Consider the following 17997-nt stretch of genomic DNA (forward strand, 5'->3'; position numbering starts at 1 on the left):
CATATGAGCGACCATATAACAGTGCCCATGCACCGCCGCCCACACGTCTCCTCAATCCTCAAATCTGTCAAAGAGCGGACCAAACAAGCCCCAGAGCGCCGCATGGCGCTTGAGACGTCGCCTGATCAAGGTAATGTCCGCGGAGGATGAACCGGCGTGTGCCAGTCCGTCGCGCGGAGCCCTTATGTAGGCGAAGCGCCCCAAGAGTGTCAAGCGCCTGTCACACGATTTCTGCACGTTTTTTTGTCGGCCCGAGAGGCGCCGCCATCTCCCGTTCGGTGGGCCGCACCAGGGCATCAGGACAGCCCGTTTGACCCATCGTCCAGTGCTACCCCGAGGAGACACCGCCAGCCCCATATATAGGCACGCGCACGCGCGCGAGGGGCGCGCGCAAAGGGCGGACCGGTTGACAGCGCCCGGACGCGCACGCATCGTCGCCGCAGGTTCACGACAGCGGCCGAATCACGGTGTTCGGCGCATCCCCTGGAGGCGACGTGACGTCCCGCACACCGCACAAGACATCCGCCAGCCAGACGCTGAAGGTCGGAAGCCTGTTGTTTGCCACCGGCGTTGCCGCCGGACTTGGCGCGGCAGCCTTCTTCAACAACCAGGCCGAGGCCGTCCGCAGCGGCGCCCCGGTCGCGCGCGTCGAGTTGCCCCCCACCCTGCCCGCCTCGGCGTCGAACGGTTCTCCACGGAGCGCCGCCCGGACCGATGCGCCCGCGACGATGCCGCAGGACACCGTCGCGGAAACCCGGCCGCCGGAGGCCGCGTCCGCCTCAGACGCGCCGGTCGAGGTGGCCAGCCTGCCGGAGCAGGTCCCCGCACGCGGCATCGAGCCGGAGCAGGACGCCGCAGCCGGCGCGGATCCCCAGTCCGGAGAGCAAGGGCAGGCAGAAGTAGCCGCCGCGCCTACCGCCGCCACTCCTGCGGAAACCGTCGTGCGGCTGCAGCCCGGCGACACGCTGATCGAACTGCTGACGAGCGCCGGTGCCGACCGTATCGAGGCGCACAACGCGGTTGAGGCACTCCGCCCACTCTACAATCCGCGCGCCCTGCGCGCCGGCCAGGAGGTGAAGCTGGCGCTTGGCAATGCCGGCGAGCAGATCTACCTCAACGCGCTCGAAATCGTCGCCGACGTCGATCGTACCGTCGTTGTCGAGCGGGGAGACGACGGCAGCTACGCCGCGCGGGAAGACGTGGTGCAGCTCATCGCGCTGCCGCGGCTCGCCGGGGCCGAGATCGACTCCAGTCTCTATCTCGCGGCGCAGGATGCGAAGGTTCCTGCGAACATCATCGTCGAGCTCATTAGGGCCTTCTCCTACTCGGTCGACTTCCAGCGGGAAATCCAGCCGGGCGATGCGTTCGAGGTGCTCTACGACACCATGGTCGATCCTGCGGGACAGCCGCTGAAGGCGGGCGAGATGCGCTACGCCGCGCTACGCCTCGGCGGCAAGATGAAGGAGCTGTACCGCTTCGAAGTGCCCTCCGACGGCAGCGTCGACTATTTCGTGCGCGACGGTTACTCGGTGAAGCGCATGCTGATGCGGACGCCGGTCGACGGGGCGCGGCTCTCCTCCGGCTTCGGCAAGCGACGGCACCCGATCCTCGGCTACAACAAGATGCACAAGGGCGTCGATTTCGCCGCACCCACCGGTACGCCGATCATGGCCGCGGGCGACGGCACCATCGAGGTCGCAGGCCGCAACGGTGGTTATGGCAACTACATCCGCATCCGACACAATGGAACGTTCTCGACGGCCTATGCGCACATGCACCGCTTCGCCAAGGGCATGAGCAGGGGTGCACGAGTCCGCCAGGGCCAGATCATCGGCTATGTCGGCTCGACAGGGCGGTCGACGGGCCCGCACCTGCACTACGAGATCCTGATGAACGGCGCGCAGGTGAACCCGATGGGAGTGCGCGTGCCTGTCGGGCGCGAACTTGCGGGGAAGGATCTGAAAGCCTTCAAGGCGCTGGTCGCGGAGATCGACCGCCAGCGCGGCGGAATGGAAGACGAGCCGAGGATCGCCGGACCGGTGGAGACGAAAGCGGTCGCAGACGCGGCGCCCGTCCCAGCCGCGTCAGCTTCGACGCCCGCAGCGGCATCTGCATTGGCGCCCGCCGCCGAGGCTCCGCGCGACCGACCGGGCGCGGAGGACGGTGTGCCGCGCGGCACGAGCAGCAGGTAAGGCCCCGCGCGCCCCGCAGAACCGAAGAGGCCCCCCGCACGAACCGATGCGGGGGGCCTTTTTCATGCGCCCTGCGGAGTGCGGGCGCGTTCCGCCAACTCCATGCGATCAGTGGACCGTGGCGTGTGCCTCCTCGGTATCGTCCTCCGGGCGGCCGACCTTGCCGTCGCCGAGCACGAGGCTATCCGGCCCCGCCGTCACGGAAACGGTCTGGCCGTCCGTCACCTCGCCCGCGAGGATCATCTCGGCCAGAGGGTTCTGCAGGCTCCGCTGGATGACCCGCTTCAGCGGACGTGCGCCGTAGACCGGATCGTAGCCGGCGTCCGCCAGCCAGGTCCGCGCCGCGTCGTCGAGGTCGAGCGTGATCTTGCGCGGCTCCAGCAGCTTTGCAAGGCGGGCAAGCTGGATATCGACGATGCCCGACATCTGGCCGCGCCCCAGCCGATCGAAGAGGATGATCTCGTCGAGCCGGTTCAGGAACTCCGGGCGGAAGTGGGAGCGCACCGCGCCCATCACCCGCTCGCGCGCCTCCGGCGTGATGCCTTCCTCGCCGGTCGCCAGGAACTCCGCCCCGAGGTTGGAGGTCATGATGATCAGCGTGTTGCGGAAGTCGACCGTGCGGCCCTGCCCGTCCGTCAGGCGCCCGTCGTCGAGCACCTGCAGGAGGACGTTGAACACGTCGGGATGCGCCTTCTCGATCTCGTCGAACAGCACGACCTGATAGGGACGCCGGCGCACGGCCTCGGTCAGCGCGCCGCCCTCATCATAGCCGACATAGCCCGGAGGTGCGCCGATCAGGCGGGCGACTGAGTGCTTCTCCATGTATTCCGACATGTCGATGCGGACCATCGCCTGCTCGTCGTCGAACAGGAAGGCGGCGAGGGCCTTCGTCAGCTCTGTCTTGCCGACGCCGGTGGGGCCGAGGAACATGAACGAGCCGATCGGCCGGTTCGGGTCCTGCAGTCCTGCGCGCGCCCGGCGAACGGCGTTGGAGACTGCGCGGACCGCACGCTCCTGACCGACGACGCGGGTCGCGATCTTCTCCTCCATGTGCAGGAGCTTCTCGCGCTCGCCCTCGAGCATCTTGTCGACGGGGATGCCGGTCCAGCGGGAGACGACGGCGGCGATCTCGTCCTCGGTCACGGTCTCGCGGACCATGGCGGTCGCATGACCGTTCCCGGCCTCGGCCTCGACCTCTTTCAGCTGCTTCTCGAGCCCCGGGATCGTGCCATAGGCCAGCTCCCCCGCGCGCGCGAGGTCGCCGCGCCGCTGCGCCTGCTCCAGCTCGTTGCGCGCCCGCTCCAGCTCCTCCTTGAGCTTCTGGCCGGCACCGAGCTTGTCCTTCTCCGCCTGCCAGCGGGCGGTCATGTCGGCGGACTTCTGCTCCAGTTCCGCCAGTTCCTTCTCGAGCTTGGCGAGCCGGTCCTGGGAGGCGGTGTCCTTCTCCTTCTTCAGGGCTTCGCGCTCGATCTTCATCTGGATGATGCGGCGGTCGAGCTCGTCCAGCGCCTCGGGCTTGGAATCGACCTGCATCCGCAGACGCGCGGCAGCCTCGTCCATCAGGTCGATGGCCTTGTCGGGCAGGAAGCGGTCGGTGATGTAGCGGTCCGAGAGCGTCGCGGCGGCCACCGTCGCGCTGTCGGCGATGCGCACACCGTGGTGCAGCTCGTACTTCTCCTTCAGGCCGCGCAGGATGGAGATGGTGTCCTCCACCGTCGGCTCGGTCACGAAGACCGGCTGGAAGCGGCGGGCAAGCGCCGCGTCCTTCTCGACATGCTTGCGGTACTCGTCGAGCGTGGTCGCGCCGACGCAGTGCAACTCGCCGCGCGCGAGTGCGGGCTTGAGCAGGTTGGAGGCGTCCATTGCGCCGTCGGCCTTGCCCGCGCCGACGAGCGTGTGCATCTCGTCGATGAAGAGAACGATCTCGCCTTCCGCCGCGGTCACTTCCTGCAGGACGGATTTCAGCCGCTCCTCGAACTCGCCGCGGTATTTCGCGCCCGCGATCAGCGACCCCATGTCGAGCGCGAGCAGGCTCTTGTTCTTCAGGCTCTCCGGCACGTCGCCATTGACGATGCGCAGCGCCAGCCCCTCGACGATGGCGGTCTTGCCGACGCCCGGCTCGCCGATCAGGACGGGGTTGTTCTTGGTCCGGCGCGAGAGGACCTGCACCGTGCGGCGGATCTCCTCGTCGCGGCCGATGACGGGGTCGAGCTTGCCCTCGCGCGCGTCCTCGGTGAGGTCGCGGGCATAGCGCTTCAGCGCGTCATAGGCGTTCTCGGCGGTCGCGCTGTCGGCGGTGCGGCCCTTGCGGATGTCGTTGATCGCGCCGTTGAGCGCCTGCGGCGTGACGCCCGCCTGCTTCAGGATCTTCACCGCGTCGCCTTCGGGCGCCATGGCGAGCGCGAGCAGCAGGCGCTCGGCCGTCACGAAGCTGTCGTCGGCCTTCTTGGCAAGCTCCTCCGCCTGGCCGAAGAGGCGCGCGGTCTCCGGCGCGAGATAGACCTGGCCCGCGCCCTGGCCCTCGACGCGCGGCTGCTTGCCGAGCGCAATGTCGACCGCCCTCAGCGCCGCCTTCGCGTCGCCGCCCGCGCGGCCGATCAGGTTCGCGGCGAGCCCTTCCTCGTCGTCGAGCAGCGCCTTCAGCAGATGCTCCGGTACGAGCCTCTGATGCCCCTCGCGCATGGCGATGGTCTGTGCGGCCTGCAGGAACCCCCGTGCGCGCTCGGTATATTTCTCGAAATCCATGGTCTGACCCCTTCTTCAGGCGATCCTGTATCCGGCCCCAACGATGGCAGCAGGACACGCGGTTCTCCGGCACGTTGAGATTGGAACGGCCCGCGAAGGCACCGCTCCCGTGACATGAGGGGATGTGGGTGTTGCCCGTCAGACACACAAGAGGCCGCCCCGGCGGGGGGCGGCCTCTCGGATGGTTTGCCTGATACGGGCCGGGAGACGCGCCCCCGGAAGCCGTTCAATTGTCGGCGGACACGGGCTCCTTCGCCTCGGCCTGCACCTTGCGCGGCCGGCCACGGCGGCGCTTCGGCGCAGCATCCGCTGCCTCGCCCTCGCTGCCATCGGCGGCCTCGGCAGCGCCGCCGGACGGAGCCGGTGCGGCGTCTTGCTGCGGCTGGACGTCGCCATCGGGCCGGCGGCGCGGACGGCCGCGGCGACGGGGGACGTCCGCCTGCTGAGCGGCCTCCGCTTCCTCATCGTGACGCGACGCGGCGCGGCCTGCATCCTGCTGCTGCTCCGCCTCCTGAGCGGTGGAATCGCGGTCGAAGCGACGCACGACCTGCGCCTCGGCCGGCGCCTGGTCCTCGTCCTCGTCCTCGTCGCCGTCGTCATCCTCGTCGCGGCCCTGCGCGCCTGGCGTCGTGTCGATCTCCGGCTGCGGCTCATAGCCTTGCACGGGCGCCTGCGCCATGTTGCGCGGCTGGCCCGACTGGGCCTGCATCGCGCACATCAGGCGGAAATAGTGCTCCGCGTGCTGCATGTAGGTTTCCGCGGCGATGCGGTCCCCCGCCGAGTTCGAGTCGCGCGACAGGTTGAGATACTTCTCGTACACCTGCTGCACGGTACCGCGCACCTTGACGTCGGGTCCGTTCGACTCGAAGACGCGGTTGAGCGAGAACCCCTGTCCGCCGCCTCTGCGGCCGCGTCCACGCGACCGTTTCGCGTTCTGCCCCTGCCTCATGCTGTCAGCTTGCCAATTCTCTTGTTTGTCCGTGCGGCACCTGCCGCCGCATAAGCGGAGGCGATCTCAGCGATCACGTGCCAAAGCTATCCTCGGTGGCGTTCTCGTTACCGCATGCGCCAAAGGAACCGCACCCATCAAGGGCCGAAATCCCGGTAAAGTCCGGCGCGTCCAATCCGTTCGAGAACGCTTGGAAACTATCTTGGCATGCAAGGGTTTCCAAGTTCTTTTTTCGCGCGCGCAGCGATAACGCGGTCAATTCCTGCCAGATCGGCCGCAATCGCGACGGTTTCAAGGCCTGCGGCGGCGAAAATCTCCGTCACGGCCGGTGCTTGGCCCTCTCCGATCTCCACGAGAAGCGTTCCCGCGGGCGCGAGATGGCCAAGCGCGGCAAGAGCGATTCGCCGGTAGGCGTCGAGCCCGTCCGTTCCGCCGTCGAGAGCGGCGGCCGGCTCGTGCACGGCCACGTCGGGCTCGAGACCGGCAATGTCCCCGCCAGCGATGTAGGGCGGGTTCGATACGATCAGGTCGAACGTGCCGTCGAGCCCATCGAACCAGTCTGCCACCGCGAACCGGGCACGCGGGCCCAGACCGTGGCGGGCCGCATTGCGCCGGGCAAGCGCCACGGCATCCGCGGAAACGTCCGTGCCGAGGCCTTCCGCCCGCGGCATCTCGTGCAGCAACGCAAGCAGGATGGCTCCCGTTCCCGTGCCGAGGTCCAGGACGCGGAGCCGGGCCCGCCGGTCGGTTACGCGCGCGAGCGCGGCCTCCACCAGCGTCTCGGTGTCGGGCCGGGGAATCAGGGTCGCCGGGCTGACCTCCAGCATCAGGCCCCAGAATTCCCGCACGCCGAGGATGTGGGCCACGGGCTCCCGCGTCTCCCGCCGACCGATCGCATCTGCGTAGCGGGTACGGGCCTCGGGGTCGAGCGCCTGCTCCGGCCGTGCGATGATGGCGGCGGCGTCGAGGTCCGTGACACCGCGCAGCAGCACGCGCGCATCCACGCCCGCGTCCGGAACACCCGCCGCGCGCAGCCGTGTCCGCGCCCAGGCGAGTGCAGCGCCCACGGTTTCCGGGCAGGCGCGGACGGGATCCTCTTCAGGCGGCATCGGCGCCGAGCGTTGCGAGCCGCGCGGCCTCGTCCGCCGCGATCAGCGGGCCGATGACATCGTCGAGATCGTCGCCCGCCACGATCCGGTCGAGCTTGTAGAGGGTGAGGTTGATGCGGTGGTCGGTCAGGCGGCCTTGCGGAAAATTGTAGGTGCGGATCCGCTCCGACCGGTCGCCGGAGCCGACCTGCGACTTGCGCGCGGCTGCCCGCTCGCTCGCGGCCTTCTGGCGTTCCATGTCGTAGAGCCTGGTCTTCAGCACCTGCATGGCGCGGGCACGGTTCTGGTGCTGCGACTTCTCGCTGGAGGTGACGACGATGCCCGTTGGCAGGTGCGTGAGGCGTACCGCCGATTCCGTCTTGTTGACGTGCTGGCCGCCTGCGCCCGAGGCGCGCATGGTGTCGATGCGGATGTCCTCCGGCCGGATGTCGATGTCGACGTCTTCGGCTTCGGGCAGTACGGCGACGGTGGCGGCGGAGGTGTGGATGCGCCCGCCTGCCTCGGTCACCGGCACGCGCTGCACCCGATGCACGCCCGACTCGAACTTCAGCCGCGCGAACACGCCGCGCCCGGCAATGCGCACGATCACCTCGCGGTAGCCGCCGAGGTCGCTCTCGGTCGCGTCGAGGATTTCCGTGCTCCAGCCCTTGAGTTCGGCGTAGCGCAGGTACATGCGCAGAAGGTCGCCCGCGAACAGCGCCGCCTCCTCCCCGCCCGTGCCGGCGCGGATCTCGAGGATGGCATTGCGGGCGTCGTCCTCGTCCTTCGGCAGAAGCTGGACGAGCAACGCATGCTCCAGCGCCTCGCACCGTTCGCGTGCGCCGTCCAGTTCCTCCTCGGCCAGTTCGCGCATGGCGGCGTCGGCGGTGCGGTCGGCGGCCATCTCCTTCAGGTCCGCAACCTCGCGCCGCGCGGCCTCCCAGGCGCGCACGGCCTCCACCACCGGGCCGAGGTCCGCATATTCCTTGGAGAGCTTCGCAAGCTCCCCACCGTCCGCCCGGCCTTCGGCCAGCAGCGCCTCCAGCTCCTCGTAGCGGTCGACGACCTGCGCCAGCGTGTCGGTCGGGATCATGCGGGCTCGGTCGCTTCCGCCGGCGTCTGCGCAGCCTCGATCTCGGCGGCCTTCTTCTCGACCAGTTCGACGATGTGGTCGACGAGGCGGACGTTCTCCATCTTGTGGTCGGCGACACCCGACAGATAGACCATGCCCGAGCCGCCGTTGCCGCCGGTAAAGCCGATGTCGGTCTCTCGCGCCTCGCCCGGGCCGTTCACGACGCATCCGATGATCGACAGCGTCATGGGCGTCGTGATGTGGGCGAGCCGGTCCTCCAGGATCGAAACGGTCTTGATGACGTCGAAGCCCTGGCGCGCGCAGGACGGACAGGAAACGATGGTCACGCCGCGGCGCCGCAGGCCGAGCGATTTCAGCATCTCGTAGCCGACTCGGATCTCCTCCACCGGGTCGGCGGAGAGCGAGACGCGGATGGTGTCGCCGATGCCGGACCAGAGCAGCATGCCAAGGCCGATGGAGGACTTCACCGTCCCGCTCATCAGGCCGCCGGCTTCCGTGATGCCGAGGTGCAGCGGATGGTCGCAGGCGTCCGCCAGCTGCTGGTAGGCGGCAACCGCGAGGAAGACATCCGATGCCTTCACGCTGATCTTGAACTGGTCGAAGTCGTGGTCGAGCAGGATCGCCGCATGGTCGAGCGCGCTTTCCACCATCGCCTCGGGACAGGGCTCCCCGTACTTCTCCAGCAGGTCGCGTTCCAGCGAACCCGCGTTGACGCCGATGCGCATGGAGCAGCCGTGGTCCTTCGCAGCCTGCACGACCTCGCGCACGCGGGCGTCGGAGCCGATGTTGCCCGGGTTGATGCGCAGGCAGGCCGCACCCGCCTCCGCCGCCTCGATGGCGCGGCGGTAGTGAAAATGGATGTCGGCGACGATCGGCACGCGGGCGGCGCGCACGATCTCCCTCAGCGCCTTCGTCGACGCCTGGTCCGGGCATGAGACGCGCACGATGTCGGCGCCCGCGTCCTCCAGCGCCTTCACCTGCGCGATGGTCGCAGCCGCGTCGGCCGTGATCGTGTTCGTCATGGACTGCACCGTGATCGGCGCGTCCCCGCCCACGGGAACGTCGCCGACCATGATCTGGCGGCTCTTGCGCCGGTGGATGTCGCGATAGGGTCTGACGCTCACCGAACCTGCTCCTGACCGTCCCTTGGTTCCGTATCCGGAGCGCCCGCGCGGGCGCTCTCTTCGCCTGTGCAATATAGCGACGCCGCCGCCCCTGCGACAGGGGGCGGCAAAAGGCGCCGACCGCTTCTAGGGCTGCCAGCCCGCCAGCGCCGCGGGGCTGAGCGGGATGTTGCGGCGAACCTCGCCAACGTCGCCGAGCGCGGGCAATTGCTGTCCGTCGAGCACGAGGACAACCCCGCCGGCATTCCCTGTGATCATGGTGGCGGTACCCGCATCGCCCGGCACGCGATAGGTCTCGCCCGCATTGAGGATGCGGCTGAACACGATGTCGCCGTCACCGTCGCGGATCTGCACCCAGGCGCGCTCGACAGCGCGCACGGTCACGCGCGAGGGGGCCGAGGCGCGCGGCGCGCCGACGTCCTCGGCCCGCGACAGCGCCCCCGCACCAGTGGCGGCGGTGACCGTTGCTGCGCCGGTCGCAGGAACGACCGTGTCCGTCGGAAGCGCTCGCGCAACCGGTACCGGCGGCGGCGCGGCGGGGGCGCCTGCAGCGAGCGCACGAACCGTCTGCTCCACCGGGGCGGCCGCCGCCTGCCCGCGGAGGCGCGCGGGGTTGGCCTGCGGCCGAACGATCCCGACGGTTACCTCCGGCTGCGGCACAGGACGGCCGTCCTGGCCTGGGGATGCGGGGGCCGGCGCGGCACCCGGCACGACTGCCTCGCCGCTCCTTTCGACCGGCGCCGGCGGCGTCTGCGCCGGTCGCTCTGCCGGCGCGGGTTGCGCGGGACCCGTCGCCGCGGCTTGCTGCGAAGGTGCCGAGGCAGCCTCCCCGGACATGGCTGCGGCACTGTCCGGCGCAGCGCGGTCGGCAGACGGTTGCGGGGGGACCTGCTCCGGGGCAGCCAGCTGCACGGGGGGCTCGCCTGGTGCGGCCTGCTCCGCCGGCACCGGCGCACCCGCACCGATGCGCCCCTCGGCGACGCCATAGGACGGCAGGACGGCGGTCAGCGCCCCCCCGTCGCCCGCGGGCGCCGTCCGCAGACCCGGCGCCACGGACGAGGTGCGAGCGGGAGCGGGGGCGCCTTCCAGGGTCCCGGCCGCCGGTGCCGCAGCCTGCCGTTCGCCGGAAGCCTGGTCCGCCGAGGGCGGCGAAACGGGCACCGCGGCGCCGTCGTCGCCCATCACGGCAGGCGGAACGGGGGCGGCGCTTTCGCCCTTCAGCATCGCCATGAGGCGCGGCGGGATGTCGGCGATGCGCGGAAGATCGCCGCCTTCGCGCGCATAGAGCGCCCAGGCACCCGCGCCCAGCGCGGCGACCACCAGGGCCGCGGCAATGGTCCCGAGCCCGGGAAGGCGGGCGGGCTCCGGCGGCTCCTTGAAGACCAGCGCGCTCTGGGTGCGGCCGTCGGTTTCCTCCTTGTAGCGCTCGACCGCGGCAGCGGCGTCTAGGCCCAGGTAGGAGGCATAGGTCTTCACGAAGCCGACCGTGTAGGCCGGGCCAGGCAGCTCGGCATAATTGCCGTCTTCGAGCGCCGCCAGCAGCGACCGGCGGATGCGCAGGTTCCCGGCCACGGCGTCCAGTTCCTCGCCGCGCGACTGGCGCGCCGCGCGGAATGTCTCGCCCAGCGCCGCCATGGGCGCTCCAGCCAGTCGATCCGTCTCGTCGTCCATGCTCACCGTTCCGGGCTCCGTTCCCGCAAGCGCCCCCGAGCGCGGCCATCGCCTTCGCCGCAGCTTATACGATCACGCCTTCGTGGAAGGCGAATTCCTCAAGCTCCCGGCGGATCGTGGCCGCGGGGGATGTCAGCCTGTCGAGAATGAACCGCTCGGCTGTGGCAATCGTAAGGCTGCGCACCATCAACTTCACGGGACCGATGGCCGCGGCCGGCATGGAGAGCGCACGGAACCCGAGGGCCACAAGCGCCATCGCCTCCAGCGGGCGGCCCGCCATCTCCCCACACAGGCTGACGGGAATGCCGGCGGCCTCCGCTTCCGTCACGATATGGCGCAAGAGGCCGAGGGCCGCTGGCGACAGCCGCTCGTACCGCCCCGCGAGGCGCGGATTGCCCCGGTCGGCGGCGAAATAGAATTGCAGCAGGTCGTTGGAGCCGACCGAGATGAAGTCCGCCCGCCCCGCCATGGCGCGGATGCGCATGGCGAGCGAGGGCACCTCCAGCATGGCGCCGACCTTCAGGTCCGCGGGGCGCGGCTTGCCGAAGCGGTCGAGGCGCCCAAGTTCGTGGTCGACGAGGGCGCGCGCCGCGTCGAACTCCGTCACGTCGGCGACCATCGGGAACATCAGCCAGAGGGCGCGGCCGCCCGCGGCCTCGAGCAGGGCGCGGATCTGGTAGCGCAAGAGCGCCGGACGGTCGAGCGCCATGCGGATCGCCCGCCAGCCAAGCGCCGGATTGTCCTCGTGAAGCTGGCGGCCATAAGGCAGGAGCTTGTCGCCGCCGAGGTCCAGAGTACGGAACACGACCGGCTTGTCCCCCGCGGTGTCCAGCACCTCGCGGTAGAAGGCCGACTGCGCGTTGAGTCGCGGCATCTCGCTGCCGATCATGTATTGCAGCTCGGTCCGGAAGAGGCCGATGCCGTCGGCGTTCGTCTCGGCCAGGTGCGGCAGGTCGAAGGGGAGGCCCGCGTTCATGTTGAGTGCGATGCGCACCCCGTCGCGGGTCACGGGCGGCAGCGTGCGGGCGCGCGCGAAGGCTGCGCGGCGCTGGGCGCGCAGCTTCGTCTTGGCGCGGAACGCCTCCAGCACGTCCGGGGCGGGGCGGAGATGGATCTCCCCCGCCTCGCCGTCCACGATCACGGGGTCGCCCGTGCGCAGGAGGTCCGCCATCTCGCCCACGCGGCCCACCATGGGGATGTCGAGAGCGCGGGCGAGGATCGTCACGTGCGCTGTCGGCGAACCGTCCTCCAGCACCACGCCCGCGAGCTTGTCGCGCGGATAGTCGAGCAGTTCCGCCGGCCCCATGGCGCGCGCGATCACGACCGCATCGTCGGGCAGGGCGTAGACTGCCGCCGTCTCCTCGCCCACCAGCTTGCGCAGGAGCCGGTTGGTCAGGTCGTCGAGATCGTGCAGCCGCTCGCGCAGATAGGGGTCGGTCTGGCGCAGCATGCGGGCGCGCGTCTCGTTGTGCACGCGCTCCGCCGCGGCCTCCGCGGTCAGGCCCTGCTCCACCGCCTCGGTCATGCGGCGCAGCCAGCCCTTGTCCTCGGCGAACATCAGGTAGGTTTCGAGAATCTCCCGGTGCTCGCCCTTCATGGCGCCAAGCTCGGCGCGGGCGAAAAGCTCTTCCAGCGAGGCGCGCAGCTCGTCCACGGCGCGCAGCAGGCGCATCCGCTCCGCCTCCGGATCCTCGGCGATCAGGCTGTGCACCTCGACGCGCGGCTCGTGCAGCACGGCAGTGCCGATCGCCACACCGTCGCAGAGCGCAAGCCCCTTCACGAGGCGCGGCCCGATGCGGCCCTCCTCTCCGCTCAGCGAGGCCGGGTCGATCAGGTCGCCGGTGACCATCTCCGCCACCACCATGGCGACGGTTTCCAGCGCCTCGACCTCCTCGTCGGTGTAGTGGCGCCGCGTCTGGTTCTGCACCGCGAGCACGCCGAGGACACGGCCGTCGCGCAGGATCGGCACGCCCATGAGCGACTGGTAGGGGTCCTCCCCGGTCTCCGGCTTGTAGGCGAACTTCGGGCTTGCCTGCGCGTCGGCGAGATTGAGGGCGGCGGCATTGGCCGCGATGTCGCCGATCAGGCCCTCGCCCACACGCATCGTGGTCTTGTGGACGGCGTCGGGATTGAGGCCCTCGGTCGCGAACAGCTCCAGCACCTGGGGCTGGCGCTTCAAGTAGATCGAGCAGACCTCCGCCACCATGTCGGCGGCGATGATCTTGACGATGCGGTCGAGGCGCACCTGCGCACTCGCCGGCTGCGCCATGACCTCGCGCAGCCGCCGGAGCAGGACGCGAGGACCCGTGGCGCCGCGTTCCGGCATCAGGTCGCGTCCCTGTCCCGCATCTGTCGCATCCCCGCGATCATGGGCTCCCGCCTTCCACTTGCCCGGCCAGCGTCCGGACAGTCTTACCCGATTCCCGCGCCTCCTGCCTCAGGTCCCGCCTCAGGCCGCGTCGAGACCATAGGCGGTGTGCAGGGCGCGCACCGCAAGCTCGGTGTATTCCGCCGCGATCAGCACGCTGATCTTGATTTCCGAGGTGGAGATGACCTGGATGTTGATGCCCTTGGCCGCCAGCGTCTCGAACATGGTCTTGGCGACGCCGGTGTGCGAGCGCATGCCGATCCCGATGACCGAGACCTTGGCGACGTTGGTGTCCTTGATGATCCGCTCGAACCCGATGGAGTCGCGCGCCTTCTCCACGACATTGAGGGCGCGTTCCAGTTCCGACTTCGGCACGGTGAAGGTCATGTCCGTGCGCTCGCCGTCCTCCGACACGTTCTGCACGATCATGTCCACATTGATCGCCGCGTCGCCCAGCGGGCCGAAGATGCGGGCCGCGACGCCGGGCACGTCGGCAACGTTCGTTAGGGTGACCTTGGCCTCGTCCTTCGAATAGGCGATGCCGCTGACGACTTCCTGTTCCACGATTTCATCCTCGTCGCAAACGAGCGTTCCGGGCGCGTCGGAAAAGCTGGAGCGGACCTGCACCCGCACCTTGTGCACATATGCAAGCTCGACCGAGCGAGTCTGGAGCACCTTGGCGCCCTGCGAGGCCAGCTCCAGCATCTCCTCATAGGCGATCTTGTCGATCTTGCGCGCGGCGGGCACGATCCGCGGATCGGTGGTATAGACGCCGTCCACGTCGGTGTAGATGTCGCACCGCTCCGCCTCGAGCGCCGCGGCGAGCGCCACCGCGCTCGTATCCGAGCCGCCGCGCCCCAGGGTGGTGATGCGCCCGTCGTCGGCCACGCCCTGGAAGCCCGCGACCACGGCGACCGTGCCGTCCATCTCGAACCGCTTCAGGATGCCCTCGGTCTCGATCGAGCGGATGCGTGCAGAGCCGTGCACCGAAGAGGTGCGGATCGGCAATTGCCAGCCGAGCCAGGAGCGTGCGGGCACGCCCATGTCCTGAAGCGTCAGCGCCAGCAGGCCGACCGTCACCTGCTCTCCCGTCGCGACGACCGTGTCGTACTCGCGCGCATCGTGCAGCAGGCAGGCGTCGCGGCACCAGGCCACGAGCTGGTTGGTCACGCCCGCCATGGCAGAGACGACGACCGCGACATGATGGCCCGCCTCGACCTCGGCCTTGACGCGCGCCGCGACGTTGCGGATGCGCTCCAGGTCCGCGACCGAGGTGCCGCCGAATTTCATCACGAGCCGTGACATGGGCTCCCCCGACAAGACCCGGCAATACTGGCCGCGCCGCGCAAACGGCGGCATCGCCAATGGCCGGAAACGTGATAGATCGTCTTCAGATCCGTGCAGCCGCGCCCACGCCTCACGCGACCGCCGGTGAACGCGGCGCCATTCATATCGGCGGCGCGCAGGCTGCGCAAGCGACGCAGAGGCGGCGAACGGTTCGCAGCGGACGGAGGAGCGGAGAGAGGTCATGGCGGCAGCAGCGGCGAAGCGGACCAAGCGCACGGTAAAGCCCGTCTCGGCGGACCAGGCATCGCCGGATGCAACGGCAGCGAGCAGCGTCAACGCCGAGGAGATCGCCAAGTTCTCCGCCATGGCGGACGAATGGTGGGATCCGCGCGGCAAGTTCCGCCCGCTGCACAAGTTCAATCCGGTCCGCCTTGCCTATATCCGCGACACGGCCTGCCGCGCGTTCGGGCGCGATCCGAAGGCGCCGGAACCGCTGAAGGGACTACGCCTGCTCGATATCGGATGCGGCGGCGGCCTCGTGTCGGAGCCGATTGCGCGGCTGGGGGCAGAGGTCGTGGGCGCCGACGCGGCCGAGCGGAACGTGAAGACCGCAGCCGCCCACGCGGCGCGCACGGGCGTCGCCGTCGACTACCGCCACACCACGGCGGAGGCGCTGGCAGCCGCCGGCGAGACGTTCGATATCGTTCTCAACCTGGAAGTGGTCGAGCACGTCGAGAACCCGGCGGCGTTCCTCGAAACCTGCGCGGGGCTTGTGCGCCCGGGCGGCCTGACCGTCGTCGCGACGCTGAACCGCACGACCAAGGCCTTCGCGCTCGCCATCGTCGGCGCGGAATACGTGCTGCGCTGGCTGCCGCGCGGCACGCACGAATGGTCCAAGTTCCTGAAACCGGAAGAAGTGGAGCGGCCGCTGACGTCGGCGGGGCTGGAGGTCTTCGACCGGCGCGGGGTCAGCTTCAACCCGCTCCTCGACGAGTGGCGGCTGTCGAAGGACATGGCGGTCAACTACATGATCGCCGCGCGGCGTCCCGCCTGAGGGCGGCCATTCGGGGTCAGTTCACCTTGGGCGCGGGCGGCAGCGGCGCGACCGGCACGCCGTCGTCGATCAGCGCCTTCACCTCGTCGCCGCGTGCTTCGCCATATATGCCGCGCTCTTCCGCGCGGCCCTCGTGGATGGCGCGCGCCTCGGCGGCGAAGCGGTCGCCGACGTTCTCGAAGGTCTTCTCCACGTGTTCGCGAAGCTGGGCGAGTTTCGCGAGCATCACGTCGCGGGGCGAAAGCGCCACCTCCTGGTGCGCCTCCGGGGCCGCTTCCTCGCGCCCGCCGCGGGCGATCGCGGGAGCCATCGGTGCCTTCTCGACGAGCGCCGAGCCGCACTGCGGGCAGGTGACTTCACACGCCTCCGCCTGCGCCTCATAGTCGGCGGCGGAGCGGAACCATCCGTCGAAGTCGTGACCGTTCGTGCAGCGCAGGGCGTAGCGGATCATAGGCGGCGTCCGGGCTCGGCTCCCCTTGGAAGATCGGCGTGTCGCAGGAGTGTCATATGGCGGAGCGGGCGGAAAACGGCAAGTCCGGGGCGGCGGGCACGGCCGCGGGAACCTATGGGCATGGCCAACCTTGCGGTCCCGCAGCGCCCAGCCCGTTCGTCGCAGCACACCTTGGCCTGATGCCCGAGGGCGGGCGCGTCCTCGACCTCGCCGCCGGGCGCGGGCGGCATACCGCGCTCGCACGCGCCGCAGGCCACCCCGTCACCGCCGTGGACCGCGAGGTCGAGGGGCTGAAGACGCTGCGCCCCGGTCCGGACCTCGAGATCGTCGAGGCAGACCTGGAGAATGGCACCTGGCCGCTGGATGCGCGCACGTTCGCGGGCGTGATCGTGACGAACTATCTCTGGCGGCCGATCCTGCCGGAGATCGTCGCCGCGGTCGCGCCCGGCGGCGTGCTGATCTACGAGACCTTCGCAAAGGGGAACGAGCGGCACGGGCGCCCGTCGAACCCGGATCACCTGCTGAACCCGGGAGAGCTTCTGGAGGCGGTCAACGGCGAACTGACCGTGATCGCCTATGCCCATGGGCCCGAGGGCGACCCGCCGCGCGCGGTGCGCCAGCGCATCTGCGCCGTCCGCGACGTCTGAGGCGTCAGTCCGCGCTCTCCAGCACGGGCGCCAGAACTTCGCACGGCTGGCCGACGCCGCGCAGCGCGTGGGAGCCCAGATCCTCGAACTTCTGGGAGAGGCAAGACGCGAAATCGCGCGTCGCCAGGATCGGACGGTCGAGCACCTTGGTCAGCGCCTCCAGTCGCACTGCCTCGTTGGTCGCCGGCCCGATGACCGAGAAAGACAGCCGTTCGGGGATCCCGATGTTGCCGAACACGACGTCGCCCACGTGCAGCGCGATGCCGAAGCGGATCTCCGGCAGACCCTTCTCCTTGCGATCGACATTGACGGCGCGGGCCCGCTCCAGCGCATCGGTGGCGGCCGCCAGCGCCTCGTTGCGGATCGGGCAGGCCTCGCCCGGCACGGCGCGCGGCACGGGGAAGATGGCCAGCACCGCGTCGCCGATGAAGGTGAGAATGTCGCCGCCGCGCTCCTGCACGGCGCCGGCCGTGATCTCGAAATAGGTATTGAGCATGGCGAGATAGTCTTCCGACGGCATGCTCTCGGCGAGCCGGGTAGATCCGCGCATGTCGGAGTACCAGATGACCGCATGCTCCACCGAGCCGTCGCCGCGCTTGATCGCGCCTTCGAGCACCTGGTCGCTGGCGCCCTTGCCGAGGTAGGTTTGCAGCACGTTGCGGGTGATCTGCTCCTGGATCGATACCTTGCAGGCGACCGCGAGGCGGCGCTGCAGGCGCAAGAGGTCAGCGATGTCGTCGTCGGTGAAGCCGCCCGGCCGCTTCGTCGCCCAGGAGACGAGGATGCCCGTGCCGTGCATCCAACGCGCGCTCGCAGGGCTCACGAAACCGACCGAACAGACAAGATAGTCGGTGTAGCCCTCGGCCGCGAACTCCTCCAGAGCCGGGAAATCCAGCGTCGCTGCGGGTCCGGCGAGGCGGCGGCGCATCAGGCTGAGGTTGTTCGTCAGGATATGGTAGAAGGGGCTGCGCTTGAACTGGGGCGAGGTATTCTCGACCTCGCTGTGGCTGAAGTCGGCGCGCCCGATCCCCTCACCCGCCCGCCAGGTCAGCGCGACCGACGAGATCTGCGGGTGCAGCGTGACGAAGATCAGTTGCCCGCGCGCCAGGGGCACGCCGACGGAATTGAGATGCTTGCAGGTGCCGTCGAACGTGTCCTCGATGGCATTCTGGCCGAGCGACTGGTCCACCAGCCATTCCGCGACGGTGCCGATCAGCGCAGAGCCCGCGCCGGCGCTGCCGCTTGCACCGAGACTGCCGCCTGCCGTCGCCATCGGATCGCGCTGCGCCATCCGCACCCCTCCTCGCGCCATGCCCCCGGTCTTCCGC

Annotated in this window: 13 protein-coding genes; 3 read left to right on the top strand and 10 right to left on the bottom strand. The window is 69.7% G+C overall.

The features are described 5' to 3' along the window. Positions 1-494: 494 nt before the first annotated feature. On the top strand, positions 495-2192 hold the full coding sequence (locus NJQ99_RS06915; protein ID WP_269332100.1) for a M23 family metallopeptidase: 1698 nt from the start codon (positions 495-497) through the stop codon (positions 2190-2192). A 108-nt stretch (positions 2193-2300) separates the two neighbouring features. Here the strand turns inward: NJQ99_RS06915 and clpB are convergent, their stop codons facing one another. The 8 genes from clpB to NJQ99_RS06955 form a co-directional block, all read right to left on the bottom strand. Further along, positions 2301-4937, bottom strand: coding sequence for an ATP-dependent chaperone ClpB (clpB, locus tag NJQ99_RS06920; RefSeq protein ID WP_269332101.1), 2637 nt, complete (start codon positions 4935-4937; stop codon positions 2301-2303). Between the two features lie 226 nt (positions 4938-5163). After that, the gene (locus NJQ99_RS06925) at positions 5164-5886 is read right to left on the bottom strand and encodes a DUF4167 domain-containing protein (protein ID WP_269332102.1); all 723 of its coding nucleotides are present in this window, start codon (positions 5884-5886) and stop codon (positions 5164-5166) included. 197 nt (positions 5887-6083) lie between these two features. After that, entirely contained in the window at positions 6084-6995 is a 912-nt protein-coding gene (gene prmC, locus NJQ99_RS06930) for a peptide chain release factor N(5)-glutamine methyltransferase (RefSeq protein WP_269332103.1), read from the bottom strand. Next, positions 6985-8067, bottom strand: a complete 1083-nt coding sequence (gene prfA / locus NJQ99_RS06935) for a peptide chain release factor 1 (protein ID WP_269332104.1) — start codon at positions 8065-8067, stop codon at positions 6985-6987. The genes prmC and prfA overlap by 11 nt, the downstream gene beginning before the upstream one ends. Then, positions 8064-9191: a flavodoxin-dependent (E)-4-hydroxy-3-methylbut-2-enyl-diphosphate synthase gene (gene ispG / locus NJQ99_RS06940; RefSeq protein ID WP_269332105.1), complete on the bottom strand. Its 1128-nt coding sequence runs from the start codon at positions 9189-9191 to the stop codon at positions 8064-8066. Before ispG ends, prfA begins: the two co-directional genes overlap by 4 nt. A 126-nt stretch (positions 9192-9317) precedes the next feature. Beyond that, positions 9318-10862, bottom strand: coding sequence for a helix-turn-helix domain-containing protein (locus NJQ99_RS06945; protein WP_269332106.1), 1545 nt, complete (start codon positions 10860-10862; stop codon positions 9318-9320). Positions 10863-10926: 64 nt separating this feature from the next. Then, the gene (ptsP, locus tag NJQ99_RS06950; protein ID WP_269332107.1) at positions 10927-13188 is read right to left on the bottom strand and encodes a phosphoenolpyruvate--protein phosphotransferase; all 2262 of its coding nucleotides are present in this window, start codon (positions 13186-13188) and stop codon (positions 10927-10929) included. Positions 13189-13311: 123 nt separating this feature from the next. Further along, complete coding sequence (locus NJQ99_RS06955) at positions 13312-14535, bottom strand: aspartate kinase (protein ID WP_269332108.1); 1224 nt, start codon at positions 14533-14535, stop codon at positions 13312-13314. A gap of 223 nt (positions 14536-14758) precedes the next feature. Here NJQ99_RS06955 and ubiG point away from each other — a divergent pair, with 223 nt between their 5' ends. Beyond that, the gene (ubiG, locus tag NJQ99_RS06960; RefSeq protein WP_269332109.1) at positions 14759-15571 is read left to right on the top strand and encodes a bifunctional 2-polyprenyl-6-hydroxyphenol methylase/3-demethylubiquinol 3-O-methyltransferase UbiG; all 813 of its coding nucleotides are present in this window, start codon (positions 14759-14761) and stop codon (positions 15569-15571) included. Between the two features lie 16 nt (positions 15572-15587). Here ubiG and NJQ99_RS06965 read toward each other — a convergent pair whose 3' ends face one another. Continuing rightward, complete coding sequence (locus tag NJQ99_RS06965) at positions 15588-16022, bottom strand: DUF1178 family protein (RefSeq protein WP_269332110.1); 435 nt, start codon at positions 16020-16022, stop codon at positions 15588-15590. A gap of 179 nt (positions 16023-16201) precedes the next feature. Here NJQ99_RS06965 and NJQ99_RS06970 point away from each other — a divergent pair, with 179 nt between their 5' ends. Further along, entirely contained in the window at positions 16202-16669 is a 468-nt protein-coding gene (locus NJQ99_RS06970) for a class I SAM-dependent methyltransferase (RefSeq protein WP_269333192.1), read from the top strand. Between the two features lie 4 nt (positions 16670-16673). Here the strand turns inward: NJQ99_RS06970 and NJQ99_RS06975 are convergent, their stop codons facing one another. Further along, positions 16674-17960 carry an adenylate/guanylate cyclase domain-containing protein gene (locus NJQ99_RS06975; RefSeq protein WP_269332111.1) on the bottom strand — a complete coding sequence of 429 codons (1287 nt, stop codon included), beginning with the start codon at positions 17958-17960 and terminating at the stop codon, positions 16674-16676. Positions 17961-17997: the final 37 nt, after the last annotated feature.

The organism is Futiania mangrovi (genome assembly GCF_024158125.1).
In the GTDB taxonomy this organism is placed as follows: Bacteria; Pseudomonadota; Alphaproteobacteria; order Futianiales; family Futianiaceae; genus Futiania; species Futiania mangrovi.

What these genes read in the sequence shown, in the direction of transcription:
- prfA (WP_269332104.1), bottom strand. Translation starts at nt 8,067, where the DNA reads ATGATCCCGACCGACACGCTGGCGCAGGTCGTCGACCGCTACGAGGAG.
- ptsP (WP_269332107.1), bottom strand. Translation starts at nt 13,188, where the DNA reads ATGCCGGAACGCGGCGCCACGGGTCCTCGCGTCCTGCTCCGGCGGCTG.
- NJQ99_RS06925 (WP_269332102.1), bottom strand. Translation starts at nt 5,886, where the DNA reads ATGAGGCAGGGGCAGAACGCGAAACGGTCGCGTGGACGCGGCCGCAGA.
- NJQ99_RS06970 (WP_269333192.1), top strand. Translation starts at nt 16,202, where the DNA reads ATGCCCGAGGGCGGGCGCGTCCTCGACCTCGCCGCCGGGCGCGGGCGG.
- NJQ99_RS06965 (WP_269332110.1), bottom strand. Translation starts at nt 16,022, where the DNA reads ATGATCCGCTACGCCCTGCGCTGCACGAACGGTCACGACTTCGACGGA.
- clpB (WP_269332101.1), bottom strand. Translation starts at nt 4,937, where the DNA reads ATGGATTTCGAGAAATATACCGAGCGCGCACGGGGGTTCCTGCAGGCC.
- ubiG (WP_269332109.1), top strand. Translation starts at nt 14,759, where the DNA reads ATGGCGGCAGCAGCGGCGAAGCGGACCAAGCGCACGGTAAAGCCCGTC.
- NJQ99_RS06975 (WP_269332111.1), bottom strand. Translation starts at nt 17,960, where the DNA reads ATGGCGCAGCGCGATCCGATGGCGACGGCAGGCGGCAGTCTCGGTGCA.
- NJQ99_RS06955 (WP_269332108.1), bottom strand. Translation starts at nt 14,535, where the DNA reads ATGTCACGGCTCGTGATGAAATTCGGCGGCACCTCGGTCGCGGACCTG.
- prmC (WP_269332103.1), bottom strand. Translation starts at nt 6,995, where the DNA reads ATGCCGCCTGAAGAGGATCCCGTCCGCGCCTGCCCGGAAACCGTGGGC.
- NJQ99_RS06945 (WP_269332106.1), bottom strand. Translation starts at nt 10,862, where the DNA reads ATGGACGACGAGACGGATCGACTGGCTGGAGCGCCCATGGCGGCGCTG.